This is a genomic window from Psychrobacter sp. YP14, from assembly GCF_003209315.1.
GTDB classification, from domain to species: Bacteria; Pseudomonadota; Gammaproteobacteria; order Pseudomonadales; family Moraxellaceae; genus Psychrobacter; species Psychrobacter raelei.
On the sequence record NZ_CP029789.1, the window covers coordinates 2,271,199 to 2,295,902 of the forward strand.

19 protein-coding genes are annotated in these 24,704 nt (G+C 45.6%); 11 read left to right on the plus strand and 8 right to left on the minus strand.

From position 1 onward, the window contains the following. Positions 1–43 precede the first annotated feature (43 nt). Together nadB and DLE54_RS09275 are read left to right on the plus strand one after the other, a co-directional pair. Complete coding sequence (gene nadB / locus DLE54_RS09270) at positions 44–1,915, plus strand: L-aspartate oxidase (protein WP_110817377.1); 1,872 nt, start codon at positions 44–46, stop codon at positions 1,913–1,915. Between the two features lie 244 nt (positions 1,916–2,159). Then, positions 2,160–3,086 carry a lysine exporter LysO family protein gene (locus DLE54_RS09275; RefSeq protein ID WP_227535198.1) on the plus strand — a complete coding sequence of 309 codons (927 nt, stop codon included), beginning with the start codon at positions 2,160–2,162 and terminating at the stop codon, positions 3,084–3,086. Between the two features lie 681 nt (positions 3,087–3,767). Here the strand turns inward: DLE54_RS09275 and DLE54_RS09280 are convergent. From DLE54_RS09280 to DLE54_RS09295, 4 genes are all read right to left on the minus strand, one after another. Further along, positions 3,768–4,373, minus strand: coding sequence for an OmpA family protein (locus tag DLE54_RS09280; protein ID WP_110816962.1), 606 nt, complete (start codon positions 4,371–4,373; stop codon positions 3,768–3,770). 24 nt (positions 4,374–4,397) lie between these two features. After that, complete coding sequence (locus DLE54_RS09285) at positions 4,398–5,090, minus strand: OmpA family protein (RefSeq protein ID WP_110816963.1); 693 nt, start codon at positions 5,088–5,090, stop codon at positions 4,398–4,400. Continuing rightward, a complete protein-coding gene (locus tag DLE54_RS09290; protein ID WP_110816964.1) occupies positions 5,091–6,350 on the minus strand; it encodes an FAD-dependent oxidoreductase in 1,260 nt (419 codons plus the stop codon). An 83-nt stretch (positions 6,351–6,433) separates the two neighbouring features. Beyond that, positions 6,434–7,720 (minus strand): UbiH/UbiF/VisC/COQ6 family ubiquinone biosynthesis hydroxylase, encoded by a 1,287-nt coding sequence (locus DLE54_RS09295; RefSeq protein WP_110816965.1) that lies wholly within the window; start codon positions 7,718–7,720, stop codon positions 6,434–6,436. 451 nt (positions 7,721–8,171) lie between these two features. Here DLE54_RS09295 and DLE54_RS09300 point away from each other — a divergent pair, with 451 nt between their 5' ends. The 3 genes from DLE54_RS09300 (at position 8,172) to DLE54_RS09310 (ending at position 11,600) form a co-directional block, all read left to right on the plus strand. Beyond that, entirely contained in the window at positions 8,172–9,311 is a 1,140-nt protein-coding gene (locus DLE54_RS09300; protein ID WP_110816966.1) for a PhoH family protein, read from the plus strand. Positions 9,312–9,467: 156 nt separating this feature from the next. Next, positions 9,468–10,025, plus strand: coding sequence for an rRNA maturation RNase YbeY (gene ybeY, locus DLE54_RS09305; RefSeq protein ID WP_110817379.1), 558 nt, complete (start codon positions 9,468–9,470; stop codon positions 10,023–10,025). A gap of 114 nt (positions 10,026–10,139) precedes the next feature. Further along, a complete protein-coding gene (locus DLE54_RS09310) occupies positions 10,140–11,600 on the plus strand; it encodes a lytic murein transglycosylase (protein WP_110816967.1) in 1,461 nt (486 codons plus the stop codon). 213 nt (positions 11,601–11,813) lie between these two features. On the opposite strand, the gene DLE54_RS09315 is transcribed toward DLE54_RS09310, so the two are convergent. The 3 genes from DLE54_RS09315 to fumC all read right to left on the minus strand — a co-directional run bounded on the left by DLE54_RS09315 (position 11,814) and on the right by fumC (position 15,197). Beyond that, on the minus strand, positions 11,814–12,746 hold the full coding sequence (locus tag DLE54_RS09315; protein WP_110816968.1) for a lysozyme inhibitor LprI family protein: 933 nt from the start codon (positions 12,744–12,746) through the stop codon (positions 11,814–11,816). Positions 12,747–12,986: 240 nt separating this feature from the next. Next, positions 12,987–13,418, minus strand: coding sequence for an adhesin (locus tag DLE54_RS09320; protein ID WP_197708889.1), 432 nt, complete (start codon positions 13,416–13,418; stop codon positions 12,987–12,989). A gap of 390 nt (positions 13,419–13,808) precedes the next feature. Beyond that, the gene (fumC, locus tag DLE54_RS09325; RefSeq protein WP_110816969.1) at positions 13,809–15,197 is read right to left on the minus strand and encodes a class II fumarate hydratase; all 1,389 of its coding nucleotides are present in this window, start codon (positions 15,195–15,197) and stop codon (positions 13,809–13,811) included. A gap of 186 nt (positions 15,198–15,383) precedes the next feature. Between fumC and DLE54_RS09330 the strand changes: the two genes are divergently transcribed. Both DLE54_RS09330 and DLE54_RS09335 read left to right on the plus strand, forming a co-directional pair. Further along, positions 15,384–15,998, plus strand: a complete 615-nt coding sequence (locus DLE54_RS09330; RefSeq protein ID WP_110816970.1) for a 5-formyltetrahydrofolate cyclo-ligase — start codon at positions 15,384–15,386, stop codon at positions 15,996–15,998. Between the two features lie 9 nt (positions 15,999–16,007). Then, complete coding sequence (locus tag DLE54_RS09335) at positions 16,008–16,319, plus strand: hypothetical protein (protein ID WP_110816971.1); 312 nt, start codon at positions 16,008–16,010, stop codon at positions 16,317–16,319. Positions 16,320–16,454: 135 nt separating this feature from the next. On the opposite strand, the gene DLE54_RS09340 is transcribed toward DLE54_RS09335, so the two are convergent. Further along, positions 16,455–17,849: a Na+/H+ antiporter family protein gene (locus tag DLE54_RS09340; protein ID WP_197708890.1), complete on the minus strand. Its 1,395-nt coding sequence runs from the start codon at positions 17,847–17,849 to the stop codon at positions 16,455–16,457. Positions 17,850–18,347: 498 nt separating this feature from the next. Between DLE54_RS09340 and lon the strand changes: the two genes are divergently transcribed. From lon to DLE54_RS09360, 4 genes are all read left to right on the plus strand, one after another. Next, positions 18,348–20,927 carry an endopeptidase La gene (lon, locus tag DLE54_RS09345; RefSeq protein WP_227535200.1) on the plus strand — a complete coding sequence of 860 codons (2,580 nt, stop codon included), beginning with the start codon at positions 18,348–18,350 and terminating at the stop codon, positions 20,925–20,927. A gap of 245 nt (positions 20,928–21,172) precedes the next feature. Beyond that, complete coding sequence (locus tag DLE54_RS09350; RefSeq protein WP_011961194.1) at positions 21,173–21,724, plus strand: superoxide dismutase family protein; 552 nt, start codon at positions 21,173–21,175, stop codon at positions 21,722–21,724. 521 nt (positions 21,725–22,245) lie between these two features. Further along, entirely contained in the window at positions 22,246–23,295 is a 1,050-nt protein-coding gene (recA, locus tag DLE54_RS09355; RefSeq protein ID WP_011961195.1) for a recombinase RecA, read from the plus strand. 146 nt (positions 23,296–23,441) lie between these two features. Then, positions 23,442–24,677, plus strand: a complete 1,236-nt coding sequence (locus tag DLE54_RS09360; RefSeq protein WP_110816973.1) for a regulatory protein RecX — start codon at positions 23,442–23,444, stop codon at positions 24,675–24,677. The last annotated feature ends 27 nt before the right edge of the window (positions 24,678–24,704 follow it).

Consider the following 24,704-nt stretch of genomic DNA (forward strand, 5'->3'; position numbering starts at 1 on the left):
GCACCCTATGCCAACTTATTCAGTGGATACCGCATTAGCACAGATGGCCAGTGCTGCCCCTCATCAAAACTGTGATGTGTTGATTATCGGCGCGGGGTTGGCAGGGCTTTCGGCAGCGCTTTCGTTGCCAAAACACCTCAGCATCGCTGTGCTTGCTAAGCAAGATCTTCAGGCCTGCTCAAGCCACTACGCTCAAGGCGGTATTGCCGCAGTGATTGATAGCGAGGACAGCGTCGCCGATCATGTCAGCGACACGTTAATCGCCGGCGATGGCTTGTGTGATGCGGCGACCACCACCCAAATCCTCGCCCAAGGTGCCAACGCCATTGATTGGCTGCTCAAACATAAGGTACCTTTTACCACCAAGCACCCTCAGTCAGATGCTGACTTAAAGCCCTCCCCTACGCTCGCTGACCTACATCTGACTCAAGAAGGCGGTCATGGCTGTCGACGTGTGGCACATGCTGATGATGCCACTGGCAAGCACATTATGCAGGCACTACAACAGCAAATCGCCGCGGCACCTAATATCAAGCTCTACACCTATCATGAGGCACTTAGCCTATTGACTGACAATCATCGCTGCACAGGCGCTATCGTGGTGGACACACAGACCCAGAAGCTGGTTCAATTTGATAGCCAAGCGGTGGTACTTGCCAGCGGCGGGCTGGGTCAATTATTCACCCGAGCCACAGCGCCCAATGTCTGCATGGGCGATGGTATTATGATGGCGTGGGAAGCAGGCTGCCGTTTGGCTAACTTAGAGTTTATCCAGTTTCATCCAACCGGTCTGGTTTATAATGATGCGCAAGGCAGCAGCAATTTTCTGATCTCTGAAGCTGTGCGTGGTGAAGGCGGCCTACTTCGCTGTCCCATTAGCCATGAGCGCTTTATGCCACGCTATGATAAGCGCGAAGAATTAGCCCCCCGTGACATTGTCGCTCGTGCTATTGCTAATGAGATTGCTCATAACGGCTTAGGCTACGTTCATTTGGACATCTCGCATAAACCCGCTGCGTTTATTCGTGAGCACTTCCCCGATATCTACGCCCACTGCTTAAGCTTAGGCATCGACATTACCAAAGACCCTATTCCAGTAGCGCCAACGGCTCATTATACCTGTGGCGGCGTACTGTCGACGGCGAAGGGACAGACCGATATCAAAGGCTTATATGCTGCCGGTGAAGTCGCCAATACTGGATTACATGGCGCCAATCGTCTGGCCAGTAACTCCTTACTTGAATGCGTGGTAATGGGCCGTGCAATTGCCCATCATTTACCCAGTTACTTGCTGGATAAAGACAATTGGCAAGCGCCGCAGTCTCTTTATAAGCCATTGGTTATTGAGCCTAGCCTCGATGCGCCTGTTGCACCGTTAGCCTTCAATACCACCAATAACGACACCGATCAGCCGCCGCTTAGTTTAACCGCTCTTAAGCAGTTAATGAGCGAGCACATGGGCATCAGACGCAGCGCTTCAGGTCTAAATATGGCCTTAAAGCAACTGTCTTTTTGGCAACAACAGCTGTCAGCGCCCATCCCAAATAAAGCAGGTGTGGACAGTCAAGATATAGTGGCACTGCTTAATAGCAGACGCTTACAGCGCCTACTTCAGCTGGCAAGCTTACTATTCGGCTGTGCCCTTACCCGCCTTGAAAGCCGAGGTGGTCATTACCGCAATGACTACCCAAGCCTTGCCGACATAGCCGCCATGAGCTTAGTACAAGGCTTGCAGCCACCGCAGCTGGACTGTAACGCTTTATGTTTACGCAATGGCACTGGCAGCTTTGGACAGCTAACCCCGCTTTACGCTCAAAACATAGCGGGGCAAGCAGCAGAGCAAAATTCAGTGCGGCCTAAAGCAATGCCCCTGTCAGCCGACCGATGCACAGCTTTTATTCCCAAAGCCGTCTAGCTAAAAAAAAGCCGTCTAGCTAAAAAAAAGCCGTCTAGCTAAAAAAAGCCGTCTAGCTAAAAGCTAATAAAGTTGCCCCGTTGATTAAGCGGGGTATTTTTGTTGACACCACTAAACCAAATAACACTGAGCGAGTATTTAGGCAAAATCTAGGATTGTCGATCAGCAAACCACCCAGTCTCACCCAGCTATGATAGAATCACTTTTTCATTTCTTCTCAACCAGCCTGTGTGTCCTTTTTATCATGCAAACACCTCAAAATATAGACAACCTTATTACCCTTGTCCTCATACTTGCTCCATTGTTTATTGGGTTTGCATTGCCACTAAACCGCACTTTGGTACAACTCTCAGAGCGTCTACTTGGCTATTTGGTCTATATTATCCTCACCCTAATCGGTATTGAGCTGGCGCAAGTAGAAGGGCTTGGCAGTCAAATTGCCAGTATCGCCTTGTATGTCACCGTGCTGTCTGTGTTGACCATAGGTGGGGGGCTGGCCGGGCTAATGGTGTTTGATCGAATGGTGCCTTGGTCGCCACCAGGCAAGCAGTCTGTTACTAAGCACAAGGTAAGTGTTCGAGGCAGCCTTATTCAGGTATCTTGTGTGCTGATTGGCTTTGTTATCGGGCAATTTTTGCCCGCAAGCTTCATGCCGCCAGGTAACACCATGACCGGCCTATTGATGTTGTTAATCTTACTGGTGGGCATTGGCTTAAAGGCATCTGGTATCACTTTAAAAGAGGTACTGCTGAGCAAACGTGGGATGCAAACCAGCGTGATTTTTACGCTTGCCGTACTCATGGGCGGCATTATCTTTTGGTTAATCTTCGATGAGGTGTCTTTACCTCAAAGCCTGGCGTTGGCTTCAGGCTTTGGTTGGTACTCGCTGTCGGCCATTGTGATGACCGATGCTTATGGCGCAGTTTGGGGCAGTGTGGCGCTATTTAATGACTTGGTGCGTGAGTTCTTCGCGTTGTTATTTATCCCATTTTTTATGCGTAAGACACCATCTGCCGCAGTAGGTCTTGGCGGGGCTACTAGCCTGGATTTCACCTTACCAGTTATTCAACAGTCAGGTGGACTTGGTGTGGTTCCATTAGCCATTAGCTTTGGCTTTATTATCAACATTGTGGCGCCAGTATTGATGGTGGTTTTCTCTTCTTTCGGATAATCAGTATTTAACTGCCCCCTAAGATGCTAATCACCAAAAAAACGATAAAACAGCTCAAACGCAGATTACTCTCTCTAGAAACGCAAAAAGGTATGGTTTCTTGGCCAACATTAGACCAAGAAACCATACCTTTTTTTAGCATAGAAATTAAAGAATTAAGACTTTAACTTTCTTTTATAACTGACCTTGTTATTGATTGAGATTTTAATTCTTTTTTTCTTAATAGGGCGCTTATTAGCCGGTTGTTTTTTCAGTAACTTAACGCCTTTATGGTACTGCTTTTTAACTTCTTTTTTAGCCGCTTTCTTGGCTGATTTTTCTTTTTTATCTTGCTTGTCCTTCTTGTGGTCTTTGTCCTTTTTACGGTCTTTATCTTTTTTATCCTTCTTATCTTTCTTGTGCTTTTTGTCTTTCTTGTGCTTTTTCTCCTTTTTCTCTTCTTTACGCTTCTTATCTTTTTTGTGATCTTTATCCTTGTCTTATTTTTTATCTTTTTTATGAGGTGTCTCTAACTCTTCTTCATTAAGCAATTTTTCTTCATCCTTGTTACTCATGTTATCGTCTCCTGACCATTAAGGTTAATTGCTTTGTACTACAAATTTCTTTTATAAAATCCATTCCAATCACTATTACAACATATACGCCTTATCAAAGCCTAAAGCAAATTTATAACTTTTACTTTTAGTCTTCATTAGTCTCAATCTCACCAGTTAATAAACCATAAACTCTTTGGTTAAGTCTTAGCTCCTCTTTATTATCTTCATTTTCAGAAAGCGGTCGAGTAGCGCCATAAACTTCTATCTTAATTCTGTCGGGATGAATCCCATGGTTTAAGATCAGATAGTTTTTAACATACTCTACTCTTTCTTGAGCCAAAGCAGCATTATTAGTGCTCTTTTCATGATTACTGATATGACCTTCAAAAAACACTTTAGAGTCTGGATACTGCTTCATAATATCTGCAACCCTATCTAATTCTATTAGATCTTCTTGAGTTAACTGATTACTTCCGGCCTCATAATAAGCTCTATACTCCATTTTTAAATCTGTTCCTATAGGAGTTGGTGGGCATCCCTCTTTATCAACCGCTATATTCCACGGTGTATTTGGGCATTGATCAATAATATCAGGCACGCCATCTTTATCACTGTCTAACTGACTCGCCTCAATAGCAGTGGTCACTATCTCTTTTGGACTATCTGTATCTGTTGACACAGCCTGGCAGCCAACCAGACTTAACACACTGATATTTAAAACAGCGACTGAAATTAGTGATGAAAGTTTCATTTATAACCCCTATTCTTTGATATCTCAATTATTTACCAAATCGCAGTGCTGTGAAAACTTCTCATAACTAGAAGTAACAGCTAGGCCAGTAATGTTATTTAAGTCATTAATAACATTACTGGCCCTAATAGTCACTCTACTATTAGGGGATTCAATATTTCTATCTGCCATCGCTGAAGCAGTGGCTTGCATGCGTAGTCTATCCGAACAATCATAAATTGAAATTCGCTCAGGGGCTATATTTTGCCTTTCAACCAATATATTCTTAATGACTAGACCACGTTCTATTGATAAAGCCCCAGATCTTGATATTACATCCCTCTCTTTGGATGACACATGACCAAATATGAAAACATGGGCTTTAGGAAACTCTTTAAGCTTTTTTCCAGTTTTAACAAACTCAAGATTATAATCTTCAAGCAACTGACTGCTTAATGGCGCAAAAAAGACAGTCATCTCCAATTCAAGTGTATCGGTAAAATCACTGACAATAACAATGCACCCTTTCTCATCTACTACCCTGTATGGTGGTGTATTCGGACACTCATCATTGATATCAGGCACGCCATCTTCATCACTGTCTAACTGACTTGCCTCAATAGCAGTCGTCACTATCTGTTTTGGACTGTCTGTATCTGTTGACACAGCCTGGCAGCCAACCAGACTTAACACACTGATATTTAAAACAGCGACTGAAATTAGTGATGAAAGTTTCATTTATAGCCCGCTCGCCTTTTGAGTAAAAAACCGCATTAACGGTTTAATCTTGCCCACTTGATACATGCCTTCACTACGAATTTGCTGCACAGGGCGCAGCGCTGCAAAGTCTCCAGCGAACAGCCAATTCATTAATGAAAAACTGTGCATCATCACGCTGTTGTGTGGTCGACGGGTTCGCTCGTAGCGACGAAGCGTGGCAAGCTCTCCCCAACATTTACCGCCACTACGCTGATAATCTTCAAATAAAGTGGCAACCAAGGCCGCCACATCAAGCATACCTAGATTTAGACCTTGACCTGCCAGTGGATGAACACCATGTGCTGCATCGCCCACCAGCACCAAGTTTTCTTTCACATAGTGTTTGGCCTGCTGAGCCGTCAATGGAAAACTGGCAACAGACTCTAGCCGCTCGATATCGCCTAAAGCATATTGACTGGCAGCGGCAAGCTCGGTGCGTAGACTATCACAGTCGATATCATTTAATTGCAGCAACTCAAGCGCTTTATTGCGAGGCAAGCTCCAGACCACAGACTGCCAATGCTGCGGATTGGCTTTATCGTCCTCAGTGACATCAGCCAGCGGCAGTAAGGCCAAAGTACCCGTAGGCAACATCAACTGACGGGCTGTGGCTCGATGCGGCTGCTGGGTCTTAATGGCGCAGCAAATGGCAGTCTGGTGGTAATCCAAGGTATCTAGCTCAATACCTGCCTCGCGTCGAACCAATGACCCCCGGCCATCGGCACCAATAAGCAGCTTACCTTGTAGCGTCTGGCCATTGTCCAAGTGCACCTCATAGCCTTGCTGAGTGCCCCGCCAGTCAAGCAAAGTGACCTTGTGACCGGCGACCAAGGTCAGATACTCACTGACATCATCCGCGGCCATGCGCTGATATAATGCCTGCTCAATGACAAAAGGCTCAACCATGCTGCCCAGCAATTGTGGCACCGCCTCATCTCCGAAGTTTAATTCACCGCGCCCATCTTGTTGCCAGACTTGCATTTGGGTGTAATCGGCTTTGCGTCCTGATTTGGCAATCAGTTGCCACGCCCCGACCTGTTTTAACAGCTCAATACTGGCGATACTAAGCGCAAAGACACGGGCATCACGCTGCAATAGCTTTTGTTGCCAGTCCGCTTCGGTTAATGCAGGACGCGCATCAATTAAAGTCACTTTTTGCTGCTGCTGCGCTAACTTCAAAGCCAATGTTGCCCCGACGATGCCGCCGCCGATGATTAGGGTTTGTGCAGATGTTGCCATAAAAGCCGCCGTATTATTAAAGTTATCAAAGTGGGATGTGTTAAGTTTTAATCAGATCATTGTAGGTGATATGATGCCCGTTATCACGACTTAAGACCCATGGCGTAGTTGGCCACCAAAGGCTTGATATTGGGCAGCTTATCAAAGGCAATAAGCGCCACATTGCGCGCCAGCTTGATTGCAGGATTGGGATGGGTAAAGCCAAGAACCACTGCATCACAGAAGCGAATAACCCGTTTTTGGTCCTTTTTACGGGCCTGCTCATAGTCTTGTAGCATACGGTTATCACCAATATCCTCGCCGCGCATCACCTGATTGGCCAGCATTTTTGCCAGTACATGTGCATCACGCATACAGAGGTTAAAGCCTTGTCCTGCCACAGGATGCAAGGTATGCGCTGCATTGCCCATGATGACCACGCGGCCCTCTACTTGCTTGTCGGCCAATACTCGGGTTAAGGGATAAGCACCGCGTCTGCCCGCTTTGATAAACTTGCCGGCACGCTGGCCGAAGCCTTGTTGCAGGGTGGATAAAAACAGCGCTTCATCCTCCAGATACTGCGCCTCCTCGCCTCGCTTACAAATCCACACCACCGAGCGGCGGTAGCCGGCCTGCTGCGCATTATTACCATCGCCCTCTGCATCGGTCAACGGCAGTACTGCCAATGGCCCTGCTGGACTAAAGCGCTCGATGGCCACATGCTCATGCGGCTTATCGGTCTGTACCACACCCACTATTGCCGATTGGCCATAGTCGTATTCTTGGGTACCAATACCCAACAAGTTACGCACCGTTGAGTCTCTACCGTCACAGGCCACCACCAAGTCTGCACTCAAGGTTTGCTGCTGCTGCTCTTCGGTATCATAAGTGATTGTGGCCGTTGTGGCAGTCTGCTCAACTTGAGTCACCACAGCACCATCAACTAGGCTAATTAAAGGGTTTTGCTGCACCGCCAATAACAATTTGCGCCCAAGCCACGCATTTTCCATCACCTGCCCAAACGACTCTACTTTTTCTTCTTCTTTATTCAACTGAGCATAACCAAAACTGCCTTGTTCGCTGACCTGCACTGAATCGATACGGCAAGCATGGCTTTGCAACTCATCCCACAGACCAATCTCTTGATAAATCTGTACTGTGCGTCGTGACAAGGCGGTATTGCGGCTGTCTAAATAATGGGTTCTTTTGGCATCTTGTTCTGGGCCAATGTTAGGATAGCTATTGCGCTCAACTAGCGTACTGGCAATGCCTTTATCCGCCAATAGCAAGGCAAACGATAGGCCAACATGGCCACCACCAGTGATAATGACGCTTTGGTCGGTAATACAGTTGCTTGGTTTGCTAAAGGATTTACAGGTTAACTCGGTCATAATATCGCTCGCTTTATTTTTAATTATTCATCGTTCGTTCATTTTATCTTTGGCTATTATCTTACCATGTTAGCGCCTTGGGTGGCTTTAATATAGTGCATCTAAGCGGCCAAAACCTGTTGTGATTTTATGCAGATTTTAAACTCGAGCAGATTGTGCATACTGAATGCTTATCAAGTGGGGGTAAAATAGTGAGGGTTACAAAAATCGACCAACTGCTAAGTGGCTATCGCTTGAATTTCGGTATGAAACAGCCATAATAAACATAAGCAACTGTTTTATTTTTGGGCTGATGTCAGCCCCTTAACCCTAATGTTAACTCTACGCCTTGCCGTTATCTTAGCGATACTTACACTTAGCGGATGGCAAAGACTGGCCATCTGACACCACAAAACACAGTCGTAAAACAAAAACCTGATAACCATACTTCATAAAAAAAAAGGATCATCACTTGACTGATACTGTAACTCGCAAAGTAAACCTAGATTTTTTAACCTCACCTCAACTCAAGGTTTTGGTAGGCGAATACAACAACCATTTAAAGTACATCCAAGATCGTTTGGGTATTACTATCAATCAGCGCCAAAACAAGTTTACCTTAGCCGGTGATTTAACAGCAGTAGAGCGTGGCGATTACATCTTAAATAAACTGGCCGATGAGGCGCAAAGTGCCGATGACATCACTCCAGAAGAGCTGCATTTAATCATTCAATCTAGCTTATCTCGTAACTTTGAAGGTGCAGTAAGCGTGAGTGACGCTGACACCAAATCTGGTTATAGCGAAGGCGACAGCTATCAGCGTCCAAGCTATGAGTACGATGCTGAGGCCAACTACGACAGCATTGCGCTACGTACCCGCAAAGGCAAAATTATTCCCCGTGGCGGCAATCAGCAGCAATACGTTAAGCGTATCTTGACCTCAGATGTGTCTTTTGGCGTTGGCCCTGCCGGTACGGGTAAAACCTATCTGGCGGTTGCCTGTGCCGTTGATATGTTAGAGCGTAATGAGATTGAGCGTATCTTACTGGTGCGCCCTGCGGTTGAAGCGGGCGAAAAACTCGGCTTCTTACCTGGCGACTTAACCCAGAAGATTGACCCTTATTTGCGTCCTTTGTATGATGCGCTTTATGAAATGCTCGGCTTTGAAAAAGTAGGCAAATTAATTGAGAAGCAGATCATTGAGGTGGCGCCTTTAGCCTACATGCGTGGCCGCACCTTAAACAACTCATTTGTTATTCTTGATGAGGCACAAAACACCACGCCTGAACAGATGAAAATGTTCTTGACTCGTTTAGGCTTTGGCTCACGTGCGGTGATTACAGGTGATGTGACGCAGGTAGATTTGCCGCGCGGCCATAAGTCAGGTCTGGCTCAAGCACTACAAATCTTAAGCAATATTGATGAGATTCATATCACTAAGTTTGACTCAAAAGATGTGGTACGCCATCAACTGGTACAGAAGATTGTTGAAGCTTACGGCGAGTTTGATGAAGAGCAAGAAGCCTTAAAAGAGGCGCGCAAACAAGCACGTATCGCGGAACAAGAGCGTAAGCAAATTGATGCTGAGCTTGCGTCCGGCTCTCAGTCTTAACTGCCTTTAAGACTGGCCTATCTTAATTGGCTATCATTTAAAAAGCTGGGTATGATATCCAGCTTTTTTATTTGTCCGCATTACTTAGCTGTTTTACCACTGTCGATTGATACCTTTAAACAGCCTTACGACACCCTATTTTTTGTGAGCTTTATTATGACCTCTGCCGCCATCCCTTTAATTGATATCAGCGCCTCTGAGCTTGTAGATACGCAGATAATTGAGCAGTTCTACACGCCACAGCTATTACAAAAGGTGCTGACCACTACGCTTGACTTTATGCAGGCGCAATCTGACGTAGTCTTGCCGTATTTTAGTGAGGTTGAGCCCAGTGTTTGGCAACATAAGCCCAAACAGCTTGGAGTATATATCACCGATGCAGTAGAAGGTCGTGCGCTTAATTTAGAGGCGCGTGATAAAGATTATGCGACCAATATATTGTCGTATCCCAGTGAGCTGCCGGCATTTATTATCGAGCAAATGCCTGAGCTGGCTTTAGGTGAGCTGATCATTTGTCATGACGTGGTTAAGCAGCAAGCCGCTGAGCAGCACAAAACGGTGGCAGAGCATGTAACCCATTTATTGGTCCATGGGATTTTGCATCTACTTGGTTTTGATCATGAGCTCGGGCAAGCACAGCAAGATGAAATGGAAGGCTTTGAAATTGCGATTCTAGAGCAGCTTGGGATTGGTAATCCTTATCTCGCCAGATAGAGTGCTGGCAGATAGCTGACAGATAAGCGTTACAAAGCTGAAACTCTTTGTTTCAAATCACAGCTTATCTGCTAATATATAGGTTTAGATTTTATTACTACTGAGCCTGTTGCCATGTCATCCACTAAGTTATCTGCTGTGTTGCCTGTATTATCCACACTAGGGCTTGCCAGCCTAGTTTTTATTGCACCTACCAGTTATGCTGAGCAAAAGCCGCTACCCACTCTGGATAACAACCAGTTTAATGTGTGTTTAGATAATCTGAGCCAGTCCTCAGCTTTTGCCAGTGTTAAAGACACTTTGGCTCAGTATCGCCCAGCACAAGGCGACCCTAGCGTATTAGAGTCGCTCGATTATCAACCTGAATTTCAAAAAGAGCCTTGGGATTATTTGGCGAGCTTGGTCGATGAAGAGCGGGTAATAGATGGTATCGCTGCCAGTGAGCGTTATGCCGATATCTTGGCGGGTATTGAATCAAAATACGGCGTTAATCGTTATGATGTCTTAGGTGTTTGGGGCGTTGAATCTGACTTTGGAACTACCCTTGGCAAAAAAGAGGTGGTGCAGTCCTTGGCTACCTTATCTTGCTTTGGTCGCCGCCAAAGCTATTTTCGCAGTGAATATGTCAGCGCCTTAAAAATCTTAAAGCAAGGCGACATTGCCCCCAATGACTTTAAAGGCTCTTGGGCGGGTGCATTTGGGCAGACCCAATTTATGCCCTCAACCTTCTTGCAACTGGCACAAGACTTCGATGGTGATGGCCGAAAAGACTTGGTCAATAGCCAAGCCGATGCCCTAGCCTCCACCGCCAACTTCTTAAAAAACAGTGGCTATCAGTCTGGACAACCTTGGGGCTATGAGGTGCGCTTACCGGCCAATATCAATGCCAGCAATGATCGCAAAAACAAACAGCCCATTTCGCATTGGCGCAACTTAGGCATTACCTTGGTCGATGGCAGTGAGCTGCCTGATTCACTCAGCAATGCAGGCTTGTTGTTACCCGCCGGCAAAAATGGCCCCGCTTTCTTAGTCGGTCGTAATTTCGATGCGTTTTATGCCTACAATGCTTCTGAGAACTATGCATTAGCCATTGCTCATTTGTCTGATCGTATTGAGCAGCAAAACACCGATGTGGACTTTGCTACGCCTTGGCCAACTGATGATCCAGGCTTAAGCCGTAAACAGTCTCGAGAGCTGCAGCAGGCGCTTAATTTATTGGGTTATGATATTGGCGAAGTTGATGGCATCATCGGTGATGGTACCCGCCGCGCCATTCAGCAATATCAGACCGATAATGGCTTAACCCCCGATGGCAGAGCCGGTAAAAAAATCCATCAGCATTTGATGCACGTTACCGCCAATATGCCGCAGCATGGAAGTGAGCCCGCTGATGAGGCGCAGCATACAGCCGATGATGATCAATTGGCTACCGGCAATGCCCACAGTGCCAGCAAAAAAATCAGCGAAACCAAGTCGGGTCTGAGTAAGTTGCTGCAAATTAAAAGCCTAACGGCCATCTTGATAGGCCTGTTTATTGTACTGGTCATTGCACTGGTGAGTAGACGCAAACGCTAATGGCGACACGTTTTTGAGTTTCGTTGGTTGTTAATGAAATAGGTTGATTGATGTTGAAATATGAATAGCAAAATGCCAGGCGAGTTTAAGCCTGGCATTTTTTATTGTCAGTGTTATTAATTGGCGGTATTATTAATTGGTGGTGTTATTAGGTGTGGCCCATCAAGACCTGTCACGACTTAGCTACCAATTAATAGTTATCGAAGTACTTTTTTAATAATTATCGAAGTACTCTTTGACTTCATAATAACGCTCACTGAGTAGACGGGTGATACATTGCATGCGTACAATCTCTTGACGCGCAGGCTCGGCACTTCGAGCTTCATCCACACAAACCTCATCACGCCACTCTACCCAATCTTTTTGATCATACTCTAAAGAGTCTTGTGCTTCTTTAGAGGCTTTGCCCCACAGTTTATTAAATTCACTGCGTTTATAATCCATCTCAGCTTTTACTTTAGCTTGCTCTGCAGCTGTGGCAGCCAAGGCACTGGCAGCGGCGGCAGCAGCTTTATCAGCTGCACTTTGTGTTTCAGATACTTTTTTAGCCTCTTGCTTGGCTTCTACGACTTTTTTGCCTTTCACATGGTTTTTTTGATCGGCATCTACCAAGACATACGCTAAGAACATGGCCAAATCGCTGCCATTTTGAGACTCCACAAAGATAACCTCACCATCATCTGTGGGCTGTACGGAGTACTCCATTTCATAGTCAATCTTATTGGCATCAAGCTCAATGTCCTGCTGGTAGGCATCTTCTTGTACATCCACCTCGCCATTATATTCTCGGGTAATATCTGCGTTTTGAATCAGCTTAGCAGGTAGTGTCACCGTCAAGGTGCCTTTACAGAAGTTTTTGGTACTCTGCGGATCATCTTGAGAGGTTCTGATGTGATCTAAGTTCATTTTAATCTGATTAATGCCCGCTCGAATACTAGAGCCTGAAGTGGGTTTTTCAAAAGATGACGCATATCCCTTAGCGCTAGAGTTAATCGCCTTTTGCATAGAATCAATGACCAGATTTTTCGCATCTGGGTCGGAGCACTCAATCTTACCTTTACCTGCAATTTTTTCCGAGACTTTATCACAGCCGACAACGGCCAATACTGTGCTTAATACAGCCATTTTCAATAGATTTTTTTGCATGGGCTATTCCTAATTTGGCCTCTACTTAATCTGAAGACACATTAATAAATTCAAAGTAACATTGTGATAAGATTATAGTAACAAAAATAGTCAAATTTAGAAATAGTGTATTTAGTTTAGATTATAAAAATAGCTGGCCTACCCGTCCAAAAAAAAAGACCCTGCCAATCTATAGCAGGGTCTTTTTGATTTGAGTCAAACCACGCATTCTACAACGACTGTATATATGGCGCGGTAGGCTTAACCTTTAATTTTCTTTACTGATTTGACATGACAGCCTTTATAGACGATTTTGCTGCTGGCATCCTGTACGTTAATGCTTGATTTGTGGTAATTATTTAAGCTTAATGCCCCACTCATAATGCTAAAGTTGTCTTCATCACCAAAGACGGTATCAACCTTATCGGTGCGCGCGAGATTGATCGGTAAAAATCTGTCTTTGCCGTTTAAATAGGCTGAAGCAAAAGTGGGTAAATTCTGTTTATTAAAGCCATAAGTTACGCTCACTTTAGCGTTATTTTGGCAGCTATAGTTGACTTGTCTTACCTTAATTGCAGTATCATGGCTGGTTGCGGCATCCATCACTTGTTCAGAATAGGCCAAGGCTGAGCCTGAGCTTAATGCGGCCGATAGAATAGCTGCAGAGGATAATACTGTCGTTAATTTTTTCATAAAAAACACCTTTTATAATTGGCACAATAAACAAGACGGAAAGCCCATCCTGACATCCAAATGATTAAATATTATATGTTTATGGCCTTTAACAGCATTGAGTTATAACGTTTATTATCAACATTTGGACTGTAGGTATATGATAAACCTATTATTTTTTGACAGCTGTTGGTGAAGCGTAATCTTAATATATTGTTTTGTTATAACATAACAATATATGTAGCGTTTTACTCATTTTTTATTGACATACTGTTGCTGTCGCTCAAAATTTGCCAACTATTCATTTTTTGTCTCATCAAAAAAAAGACCCTACCATCTATATGATAAGGTCTTTTGAGTATACATTACGCGTATTAATGTCAATGGTTGACGCCTAAATAGGGATAAAACTTATTTAGGATGAACCATATCTGCAGGGATAACCCACTCATCGAATTGCGCTTCAGTTAACAGCTCTAATTCAACCGCGACTTGCTTCAAAGTTTTGTTTTCTTTGTAAGCGGTTTTTGCAATTTTAGCCGCATTTTCATAGCCGACATGACGGTTTAGTGAGGTCACTAGCATCAATGAGTTATGTAGGAAGTCATCGATTTTTTCTTTAACAGGCTCGATACCTACCGCACAGTTGTCATTGAAGCTGTTGCACGCATCGCCTAGTAGTTTGATAGATTGTAATAAGTTATAAGCAATGACTGGCTTAAATACGTTTAGCTCAAAGTTACCTGAGGCACCTGCCATACTGATGGTGACATCGTTACCCATAACCTGCGCCACAACCATAGTCATCGCTTCTGACTGAGTGGGGTTTACTTTACCTGGCATGATAGATGAGCCTGGCTCATTTTCAGGAATGGTTAATTCGCCAAGACCACAGCGAGGACCAGAGGCCAACCAACGCACATCGTTTGCAATTTTGTTTAAGCTGGCAGCTAGCGTTTTTAAAGCGCCTGAAGCAAATACTTCGGCATCACGAGCCGCTAGTGCTTCGAATTTGTTTGGAGAGGTGACAAATGGTAGGCCAGTTAGCTCTGATAATTGCTCAGCAGCTTTTACCGCATAATCTGGGTGCGAGTTTAGACCGGTACCGACTGCAGTGCCGCCTAGAGGCAGCTGATATAGACCATCTAGAGCGTTCTCAATACGCACTAGAGCATGGTCAAGTTGGCTCACATAACCGCTGAACTCTTGGCCTAAAGTCAATGGCGTGGCGTCTTGTAAATGAGTACGGCCAATTTTAACAATGCTGTCAAATTCTTTGGCTTTTTTATCCAAAGTATCGCGTAGTGCTTTAACCGCTGGGATGAGCAGGCTGTTGATTTGACGTGCTGCCGCCACACGAATAGCGGTTGGGAAGCTGTCGTTGGTAGATTGAGCATGGTTTACATGGTCGTTTGGATGGACAGGCTTGTAAGTACCACGTGGGTTCCCAGCGATTTCGTTGGCACGGTTAGCCAGTACTTCGTTCATGTTCATGTTTGACTGAGTGCCTGAGCCAGTTTGCCACACCACAAGTGGGAACTGATCTGTTAAGCCGCCATTGATGACCTCATCTGCCGCTTGGATAATTAGGTCACGTTGACTCTCTTCGATACGGCCTAGGCTTGCGTTAGTAATGGCTGCAGCTTTTTTTACCAGTGCCATAGCTTCAATCATTGGACGAGGTAGGGTTTCGCCACCAATTTTGAAGTTTTCACGGCTGCGCTGAGTTTGAGCACCCCAATACGCATCACTTGGTACTTCCACGTTGCCCATGGTATCTTTTTCTATACGAGTTGACATAATGTCTCCTGTTTTTTATATAAAATCTAAAAGAATTTTTATGGTGTTACTAATTATAAAATGCATGACATGGCTTATTAAGCTTGCTTATGCGGCAGGCTTCAATCAAATACAGCGCAATTATGATAGCATGACTCACTGCTAAACGCATTTCACCTTTTGACCCCAACTATTATAAACCAAACTATGACCAATATACCCTCTCGCCGTGAAATTAACCGTAAGCGCCGCGCCTTATCTGAGCAGCAGCGCCGTAGTGCCGGTACCCTTGCCAGCCATCATCTGTCGAAGCTGACCCCTCGCCTGCCTAAAGGCGCTAAAGTCGGTATTTATATCGATGACTTTGGTGAGCTGCCCACCCAGCCGTTGTTAACATGGTGCCAGCGTATGGGCTATCAGGCCTACCTGCCGGTGATTAATACGCTAGGCCGCGGCAACAGACAGATCCGATTTGCACCTATTTATCGAAGCAAATTGGCCAACCTTGCCACCGTCCGCCACAGCTTTGGTATGAAAGAATCCAAAAGTCGCCATTTGTTAACTGCCGACCAATTAGATTTGATACTGTGTCCGCTGGTCGCCGCTGATGAACAAGGCAATCGCATGGGTATGGGTGGCGGCTTTTATGACACCACGCTTGCCACGTCATATCACTACAGCAGCTCAAAAAACCATCGCCGTCATCCGCTGCGTGTCGGCTGGGCATATGAGTTTCAGGTGGTGGATCAGCTTGAGAGGCAGCCTTGGGATGTGCCCTTGAATGCGTTAATCACCCCTAAAAAATTACGTTGGTTTTCATAAGGCTAAGCGATGAGTAACGACACCAGTGACAATAAGCAGCTTGCTCGAGACGACAATGACCATGGCCCAGATTTGGCGGCCACAGTCTCCAGTACAGCCTCCAGTGCAGATAGTGTTGCCGACCATGTTAACAGCCACTTGCAAGCATTAGAGACTAAGGGTCAAGCAGCCCAGCGGCGCCAACTGTCACCTGAGGAGCAGCTATTTACTGAAGATGAGCTGGCGCGGCTGGTCAATCCCGATAAACTCAAAGCCTTGATGAGTAATGGCGATGATTTTTTGGGGTATCTAACCGGTGAGATTAACAAGTTTGAGGATTAAATAAGAGTCCGCTATGCCCTAATTCAAGCTATTTTCAGAGGCTTAAAAAACAAAAAAGCGAGGCAGATACCTAGCCTCGCTTTTTTTGAGCATGATCAATTAAGCAATGTATTAAACGACTAATTAAGCGCTCAATTACAGCACCATCGCTGCAATCCAGCCAAAGATAAGCAGCGGAATATTAAAGTGCAAAAAGGTGGGAATCACACTGTCTTTAATATGATCGTGCTGGCCATCGACACTCAGGCCCGAGGTAGGACCTAGGGTTGAGTCTGAAGCAGGTGAACCGGCATCTCCCAGCGCGCCGGCCGTACCGACAATGGCCACTGTGGCAAGCGGCGAGAAGCCCAGCGAGATACAAAGCGGCACATAAATGGCAGCAATAATAGGAATGGTCGAAAAGGACGAGCCAATACCCATGGTGACAACCAAACCAATTAATAACATGATAAAGGCTGCGATACCCTTATTGCCGGCAAACAGACTGGTGGCGCCATCGACAAGCGGTGCAATCTGATCGGTGGCCTTCATCACCTCAGCGAAACCTTGCGCGGTAATCATGATAAAACCAATCATTGCCATCAGCTTAATACCGTCATTAAACACGCTGTCGGCTTCATTCCACTTAACCACACCGGTTGCCATAAATATCCCAAAGCCAAACAGCGAGCCCAATAACAAAGACTCAGTGTATAACTGCACCACAAAGGCGGTGATAATGGCCAGCAGCGCAACAAGGGTCTTACCACGGCTGGGCACAATGGCATTGGCGGCCACATTGGTTAGGGTATCTTGATGGCCACTTGGCACACCGCTATTGGCACTGATGCTATTGTTTGTCATAGCGGTGCCATCGGCTGTCATTGCATAGCTACGCGGCTTACGATAGCTAAAAAACACCGCTATCAACAGGCCGGTCAACATACCCAGTGCAGGAATGGCCATGGCATGCATGACCGAAATATTCTCGACATTCAGCCCCGCCTCTCCCACGTTTTTTAGCATGATTTGGTCCAAGTAAATCTCACCAAACCCATAAGGGATAAACAGATAAGTGGTGACCAAGCCAAAGCTCATCAGGCATGCCAGCAAGCGTCTGTCCACTTGTAGACGATTAAACACACCTAACAAAGGCGGAATAATCAGAGGAATAAAGGCGATGTGAATGGGAATGAGGTTTTGACTAAACACACTCATCAATACCAAACCCAAGAACAGCAGCCACTTAATAGAGGAGATGCTGCTGCCAGCTTGTTGATTGTTAATGCGGTTAATCACCCCATTTGACAGCGACTGTGGCAGTCCTGAATGGGCAATAGCCACCGCAAAAGCGCCTAGCAAGGCATAAGACAGTGCAATTTGGGCACCATTTTTTATCCCTTCTTGAAAAGCCGCTAGTGTGGCATCCACGCCCAATCCGCCCACCAGTCCGCCCACCATGGCTCCAATCAGCAAGCTCAGTACCACGTGTACCCGAGCCACGGATAGCCCAAGCATGACTACCACTGCCAACAATACCGCATTTATCATAATCTATCCCCTAGATATGGCCTGTGATCTGCCCCACGACGCATACCTTGATTGAGTGTCTGTCAGTATTCCAACATCATAATTTGAAACGTTACGCGCCAACCCCATATCTTGCGTTATTACTCTCTTGCGCCGGCTATTGGTTTGATATGTCTTAGCCCTTATATCTTAGCCCTATCGACGCTATAAATAAAAAAACAGTCAAGCTCAGCACACAGTTATCCCCGCCCTCTGAACGGAACGTTGCTGATTATTTTTTCAATTAAGGGTAAATTAGCTTTAAACCTGCCATTAAAAAAGCGTATATTTATAAGTAACCTGTGCGCAAATATAGCGTTACAAACTGTCTATTCTACCCGATTTTTGTGCGGCAGGTCGCTTAAGCTGGCCTTAAGCTGCAAAATAAGCTTGCAATTATACTCAGTCACCACCATTTAGTTAGTCATAGCATAAAAAACTTCCCTAAAAATGGGTTGTGTCACACGATAAGGAAAAAATATGAGTAAATCCGATAACAACTATGACAGTGATTTTGAGCAGCAATTTGAAGACAACATCGATAACGAAGTTGATTCTACAGCCGATGCTCAAGAGTCTGACGTAGTGACAGATTTTGAGCCGACGGATGTGGCACTGAGTATTGACCAAGAAGCCAGCTCGCTACCTTTGCTTGCGCTGCGTGACGTGGTGGTTTATCCGCACATGCAAATTGCCTTGTTTGTCGGTCGTGACCCCTCTATTAAAGCCATTAACGCCGCTAAAAAAAGCCATGATGACCAAGTATTGGTCGTGGCCCAAAAGGATTCGCTGAGCGAAGACATCCATCAAGAGAACCTATATCAGTATGGTACGGTGTGCCGTATCGTAAGCACCATGCCACACGACAGTGATGAAAACTGTATTAAGGTGCTTATTGAAGGCGAAAACCGCGTGCGCTTAGATAAGGTAACCGAACAAGACGATGGAATGCTTGTGGGTGACTATACCTATAGCGCCATTACCTTGACGATGAATGAGTCGCAGCAAAAAAACACCTTAGAGGCACTGCGTCAGCTGTTCGCTAACTACGCTGAAGCTCGCCTGCGCAATAGCCGCGAATTAATCCGCGTCTCTGAACGCATCGATCACTTATTAGAGCTGGTGTATTTTATCGCCACTCGTGTCTCTATGGATCTTGAGGCCAAACAGCAATTACTCGAAAAAGACGACATCGCGCTGCACATTAATACCATCACTGAGTATTTGGCCAAGCAAAGTGCTGAGCAGTCGATTGAGCAAGAAATCCAAGATGCGGTTCGCCGTCAAATGGAGAGCAACCAGCGCGAGTACTATTTAAACGAGAAGATGAAGGCCATCAAAAATGAGCTTTCTGAAATCAGTGATGGCTCTTTTGACAGTGAAGATGATCTTGAAGAGTTAGAGGCCCGCTTAAAAGAAGCTGACCTGCCTGAAGATGTGCGCAAAAAAGCGGAGCAAGAGTTTAAGAAGCTTAAAATGATGCCGCCGGCATCAAGTGAATCCTCAGTGGTGCGCAACTACATCGACTGGATATTAGATACCCCCTGGAACAAAGCCAGTAAGGTATCTATCAAGCTTGATAAGGCAGAAGAAGTGCTTGATGCGGACCACTATGGTCTACAAGATGTCAAAGACCGCATCTTAGAATATCTGGCCGTTCAATCACGGGTCAAAAAGCTACGTGGTCCCATTCTTTGTCTGGTAGGTCCTCCAGGTGTGGGTAAAACCTCACTGGGTGAATCGATTGCCCGAGCCACTGGCCGTAAATTTGTGCGTATGGCCTTAGGCGGCGTGCGTGATGAGGCAGAAATCCGTGGTCACCGCCGTACTTACATCGGGGCTATGCCGGGTAAAATTGTCCAGTCACTGGCCAAAGTTGAGGTAAAAAACCCGCTATTTTTGCTTGATGAAATCGACAAAATGGCGCAAGACTTCCGTGGTGATCCAGCCTCAGCACTGCTTGAAGTACTTGACCCCTCACAGAACGATAAGTTTAACGACCACTATCTAGATTTAGACTTGGACTTATCGCAAGTGATGTTTATCTGTACCGCCAACAGCATGGACATTCCACCTGCCCTGCTCGACCGTATGGAGGTAATTCGTCTGCCAGGCTACACGGAAGACGAAAAAATCAACATCGCTGAGAAGTACTTGGTGCCCAAGGCCATTAAGCAAAACGGGCTAAAAAATGACGAGATTGAAATTGTGCCAGAAGCTTTGCACAGCATCGTTCAGCGTTATACCCGTGAAGCTGGTGTGCGTAATCTTGAGCGTGAGGTCAACAAGATTTGCCGTAAGGTGGTACGCGAGTCTATTGAGAAATATGGCGCTAAGCCGACCAAAAAGACCAAGATTGAGACCGTTGTGGTAGATGCCGATAACATCAGCGACTACTTAGGCGTGCATCAATACGACTTTGGTCTGGCAGAAGAAGCGCCTGAAGTGGGCCGTGTCACTGGCCTAGCTTGGACCAGCGTGGGCGGTGAGTTACTCACCATTGAGACCATCACTATGCCCGGTAAAGGCGACTTTGTGTATACCGGATCACTGGGTGATGTGATGAAAGAGTCTATTCGTGCTGCGATGAGTGTGGTGCGTGCCCGTGGGGAGATGATTGGCATTGACTACGAGACCTTTAAGTCAAAAGATGTGCACGTACATATGCCAGAAGGTGCCACACCAAAAGATGGTCCGTCAGCCGGTATTGCCTTGACCACCGCCCTAGTGTCTGCGATGACTGGCATTGCCATCCGCCCAGACATCGCTATGACAGGCGAGGTGACCTTACGTGGCAAAGTACTGCGCATTGGTGGCCTTAAAGAGAAGCTATTAGCGGCTCACCGTGGTGGTATCAAGCACGTGCTAATCCCAGCCTCTAACGAGCGTGATCTGGTTGAGATTCCAGATAATGTTAAAGAGGGCTTGACCATCCAGCCGGTATCTACCATTGATGAGGTGCTTCATGCGGCCTTGGTTGAGATGCCAAAGCCACTGGCTCCCAATAAAGTTAAGGTGGCGGTAGACACGACCAAAGCTGAGCCAGCACTACGCAGCTAATCTAAAGGCGGGCTTAGCCACCGCCGTCTATCAAATCATTGACGTAAAAAACGCCGTCCAATTAACTTGGACGGCCTTTTTTATTCCTCAAGCTTTCACGATTATTTACGCTATTTACATATCATAACGTATTGCAACGCTTGGCATAATTGTTTCTGTAGAGATAAAGTTATACTCAGTATTGTCACTCATTTATTCTAAGACAGGGATGTCTGACTTTTCACCATAATTTTTGGAGTTTAATAATGAAAACCTTATTCACAGCCTCTACCCTTTTAGCCTCAGCTTTAGCATTAAGTGCGTGTCAGAGCACCCCTACTAAACAAAGCGTGCCTGATGAAGCCCAACCGGTTTTAAAATCACAAATTATGACCACAGATGGCAGCAATAAGCACATAGGTGATATGTTCTTACGTCCTGTGGCCGGCGGCGTTCAAGTCTTTGGTAAGCTACAAGGCTTGACACCAGGTGCCACCGTTGCGATGCACATTCATGAGACGGGCAGCTGTGCCGATATGGGTAAAGCGGCCGGCGGTCATTTTAATCCTTACCATAAGTTGCATGGAAACCCTATGGGTGCAGAGAACCATGCAGGCGACCTACCCAACTTGACTGCTGATGCCAATGGTGTGGCCTCCATGAATTTTGTCAAAAAAGACATCTCTGTAGCGATGCAAGGCGATAATAGTGTCTATCGTCGTGCCTTTATCGTTCATGGCGGTGTAGATGATTATGTCAGCCAGCCTGCGGGTAATGCCGGTGCTCGTATCGCTTGTGGCATTATCGAGAAGTACTAGATCGAGAAGTACTAGGTTGACTCGCTTTTAACAGCATATAGTTAATAGTCGATAGTTGATTAAAAAACCAGCGGTGTTTAATACAAATCTAATTTGTGTTGACGCCGCTGGTTTTTTTGATTTGATCTGTCTTATATCCACTCGCTTAGGCCCTTATATACGGGGGTTTTGCACGCATAAATCAATGAGGTTAGTCGCTCTCATACTATACGACACTACCTGTCGTATAGTATAAGGGTGACTCTATTAAGTGAGCGATAATTTGTTATACTTACCGTATACAAAAGCGGTGTGTATCGACCTAATCATCACGCGCTTATTGCCTTATAAGCGGATAAACTTTTTGTCTTAACCTCCTTTATTGCACATTAACTGATATAGACTGTTAGCGTTTTACTAATTAGTTCTGTTAATAGGTCAATTAAGCGATATACTGGGTCGAACTGCCGTTTTCCCCTCTTAACTCACCATTTATTATTAAATAATATACTCTTTTAAAATCATTTAATTAGGACATCATTATGGATGACAATAAAGCCAAAGCGTTAAAAGCAGCCTTAGGCCAAATCGAAAAACAATTTGGTAAAAACACCATTATGCATTTGGGCGATAACTCAGCCACGCTGGATGTGGACGTGGTCTCTACCGGCTCACTTGGCTTAGATATTGCTTTAGGTATTGGCGGTTTGCCAAAAGGTCGTATTATTGAGATTTATGGCCCAGAAAGCTCAGGTAAAACCACATTGACCTTGCAAGCCATTGCTGAGTGTCAAAAACAAGGCGGTACTTGTGCCTTTATCGATGCCGAACACGCTTTAGATCCCATCTATGCCCGTAAACTTGGGGTAAATACTGATGACTTATTGGTGTCTCAGCCTGATAATGGTGAGCAAGCGCTTGAGATTACCGACATGCTGGTGCGTTCAGGCGCATTAGACATGATTGTTATTGACTCGGTCGCTGCCCTTACCCCGCGTGCGGAGATTGAAGGTGAGATGGGTGACAGCCACATGGGCTTGCAGGCGCGTCTAATGAGTCAGGCGCTACGTAAAATCACCGGTAACGCCAAACGCTCAAACTGTATGGTTATCTTTATTAACCAAATTCGTATGAAAATTGGGGTTATGTTCGGTTCGCCTGAAACCACAACCGGTGGTAATGCCCTTAAATTCTACGCCTCAGTACGTCTAGATATTCGCCGTATTGGCGCGGTGAAAAGCGGTGATGAAATCATTGGTAACCAAACCCGTGTTAAAGTTATCAAAAACAAAATGGCGCCACCATTCCGTCAAGCTGAGTTTGAGATTACTTATGGTGAAGGCACCAACCACTTGGCTGAAGTGATCGACTTAGGGGTTGAGATTGGCGTGGTCGGTAAGGCCGGTGCATGGTACAGCTATGGCGATGAAAAAATTGGGCAAGGTAAAGCCAACTCAGTGTTGTTCTTAAAAGACAATCCCGCCATTGCTGAAGAGATTGAAGCCAAAATCCGTGCCGAAAAGCTGGCGGTAGAGCCAGAAAAAGGGGCTGAAGCTGTAGATGAGGTTGAGCCTGAATCTGAAGTCGAATAGCCTTGGCTTAAGTCGCTATACTGTGTAGCGATCTGGTTTGTGATTTGACGCTTTGATTTAATGGGTAGGTGGCTTTGATAACTATATTAAGCCCCTACCTTTTTATTTAAGGCTATTTACTCTATGAGGTCTTATTAGACAATATTATGCAGATAAAAACCTTAGCTCAGATTTTGGCAGAAAACGAGACTGGTGATAAGAAATCCACTCAACGTCAGTCAAAATCGGGGCAAGCAAAGTCAAAAAACAGCGCGCACCAGACAACATCACGGGCACAGACCAGCTCTGCCGGTACTACCAATGATTGTGCGGTAGATACGCTGCAAGATTGTAAGCCGCAGCGGCTTGACGCTAAGCGCTCTAAACTCTCCAAACCCTCACAGCATTCTAAGGCGGCTAGACCCTCGTACCGCAAACGCTCTTATGCCAAAAAACCAAGCTTAGGAAATAAACCAGACCATACCGATGAGTTTCATACTGATGTTGGCGGTGATAATCAAGTAGATGTATCACCAGACACTGCACACAAGCTATCGGCTCAGCCTAAACAGCGTAAAAACAAAACATTCCATCCAGCCGCCCCTTATCAGCCAAAAACCCAGCTGGCTGAGCCCATCAAAGAAGTCGACCCCAATAGTATTAAAAGCTTATTGGCACAGGTGAAGGCCGAAGCCCAACAGCAAACAGACGCTCTGGTAACCTTGGCTGAGGCATCGGCATCCACACCCCACTCCTACTCTGATGACCCTTCTGCAGATAATGCCCTCATAACCGATGACTTAGGTATAGACAATCTACCTGCTGCGCTAAAAGCTTACCTAAGAACACCTGAGCAACGCCAAGCAGAAAAAGAGGAGATAAAAGCGGAAAGTCGGCTGCGCTGGCTGGCTTTTTATTATCTGTCTAGACGCGAACACTCTGCAGGAGAGCTGCGCCAAAAATTGCTCGATAAAGAGCAAGATCCAAAAAAAATAGAAGCCCTTTTACAAGAGTTTAAAGATAAAGGCTATCAAAGCGACCACCGCACAGCGCTCATGCTGATCCGTGAAGGCATTCGTAAGGGCCGCGGCCGTGTTCGGATCAAGAATGACTTTTATAAACGCAAAGTTGAGGTGCCTGCGAACATCGATGAACTGATTGATATGGCGATGGCGGATAACGAAGAGTTTGTCGATGTGTTGTCAGATAATACATTGGTAGAAGGCGTCGACTGGCTGCGTTTGGCCGTTGAAGCCCGGGTCAAAAAATATGGCGATGAGATTCCCACTGACCAAAAAATAAAAGCGCGTCAGCTTCGATTCTTGCAATACCGCGGCTTTAAGCCTGATATTTGTTTTGAGGCGATTAAATATAACCTGCAAACACTTGATGAGCGGTTTTAAAGTCACATCTGTTGCCGTGATAAGCCA

Coding starts and splice junctions, on each gene's coding strand:
- nadB (WP_110817377.1), top strand. CDS start 44: ATGGCCAGTGCTGCCCCTCATCAAAACTGTGATGTGTTGATTATCGGC.
- DLE54_RS09275 (WP_227535198.1), top strand. CDS start 2,160: ATGCAAACACCTCAAAATATAGACAACCTTATTACCCTTGTCCTCATA.
- DLE54_RS09280 (WP_110816962.1), bottom strand. CDS start 4,373: ATGAAACTTTCATCACTAATTTCAGTCGCTGTTTTAAATATCAGTGTG.
- DLE54_RS09285 (WP_110816963.1), bottom strand. CDS start 5,090: ATGAAACTTTCATCACTAATTTCAGTCGCTGTTTTAAATATCAGTGTG.
- DLE54_RS09290 (WP_110816964.1), bottom strand. CDS start 6,350: ATGGCAACATCTGCACAAACCCTAATCATCGGCGGCGGCATCGTCGGG.
- DLE54_RS09295 (WP_110816965.1), bottom strand. CDS start 7,720: ATGACCGAGTTAACCTGTAAATCCTTTAGCAAACCAAGCAACTGTATT.
- ybeY (WP_110817379.1), top strand. CDS start 9,468: ATGACCTCTGCCGCCATCCCTTTAATTGATATCAGCGCCTCTGAGCTT.
- DLE54_RS09310 (WP_110816967.1), top strand. CDS start 10,140: ATGTCATCCACTAAGTTATCTGCTGTGTTGCCTGTATTATCCACACTA.
- DLE54_RS09315 (WP_110816968.1), bottom strand. CDS start 12,746: ATGCAAAAAAATCTATTGAAAATGGCTGTATTAAGCACAGTATTGGCC.
- DLE54_RS09320 (WP_197708889.1), bottom strand. CDS start 13,418: ATGAAAAAATTAACGACAGTATTATCCTCTGCAGCTATTCTATCGGCC.
- fumC (WP_110816969.1), bottom strand. CDS start 15,197: ATGTCAACTCGTATAGAAAAAGATACCATGGGCAACGTGGAAGTACCA.
- DLE54_RS09330 (WP_110816970.1), top strand. CDS start 15,384: ATGACCAATATACCCTCTCGCCGTGAAATTAACCGTAAGCGCCGCGCC.
- DLE54_RS09335 (WP_110816971.1), top strand. CDS start 16,008: ATGAGTAACGACACCAGTGACAATAAGCAGCTTGCTCGAGACGACAAT.
- DLE54_RS09340 (WP_197708890.1), bottom strand. CDS start 17,849: ATGATAAATGCGGTATTGTTGGCAGTGGTAGTCATGCTTGGGCTATCC.
- lon (WP_227535200.1), top strand. CDS start 18,348: ATGAGTAAATCCGATAACAACTATGACAGTGATTTTGAGCAGCAATTT.
- DLE54_RS09350 (WP_011961194.1), top strand. CDS start 21,173: ATGAAAACCTTATTCACAGCCTCTACCCTTTTAGCCTCAGCTTTAGCA.
- recA (WP_011961195.1), top strand. CDS start 22,246: ATGGATGACAATAAAGCCAAAGCGTTAAAAGCAGCCTTAGGCCAAATC.
- DLE54_RS09360 (WP_110816973.1), top strand. CDS start 23,442: ATGCAGATAAAAACCTTAGCTCAGATTTTGGCAGAAAACGAGACTGGT.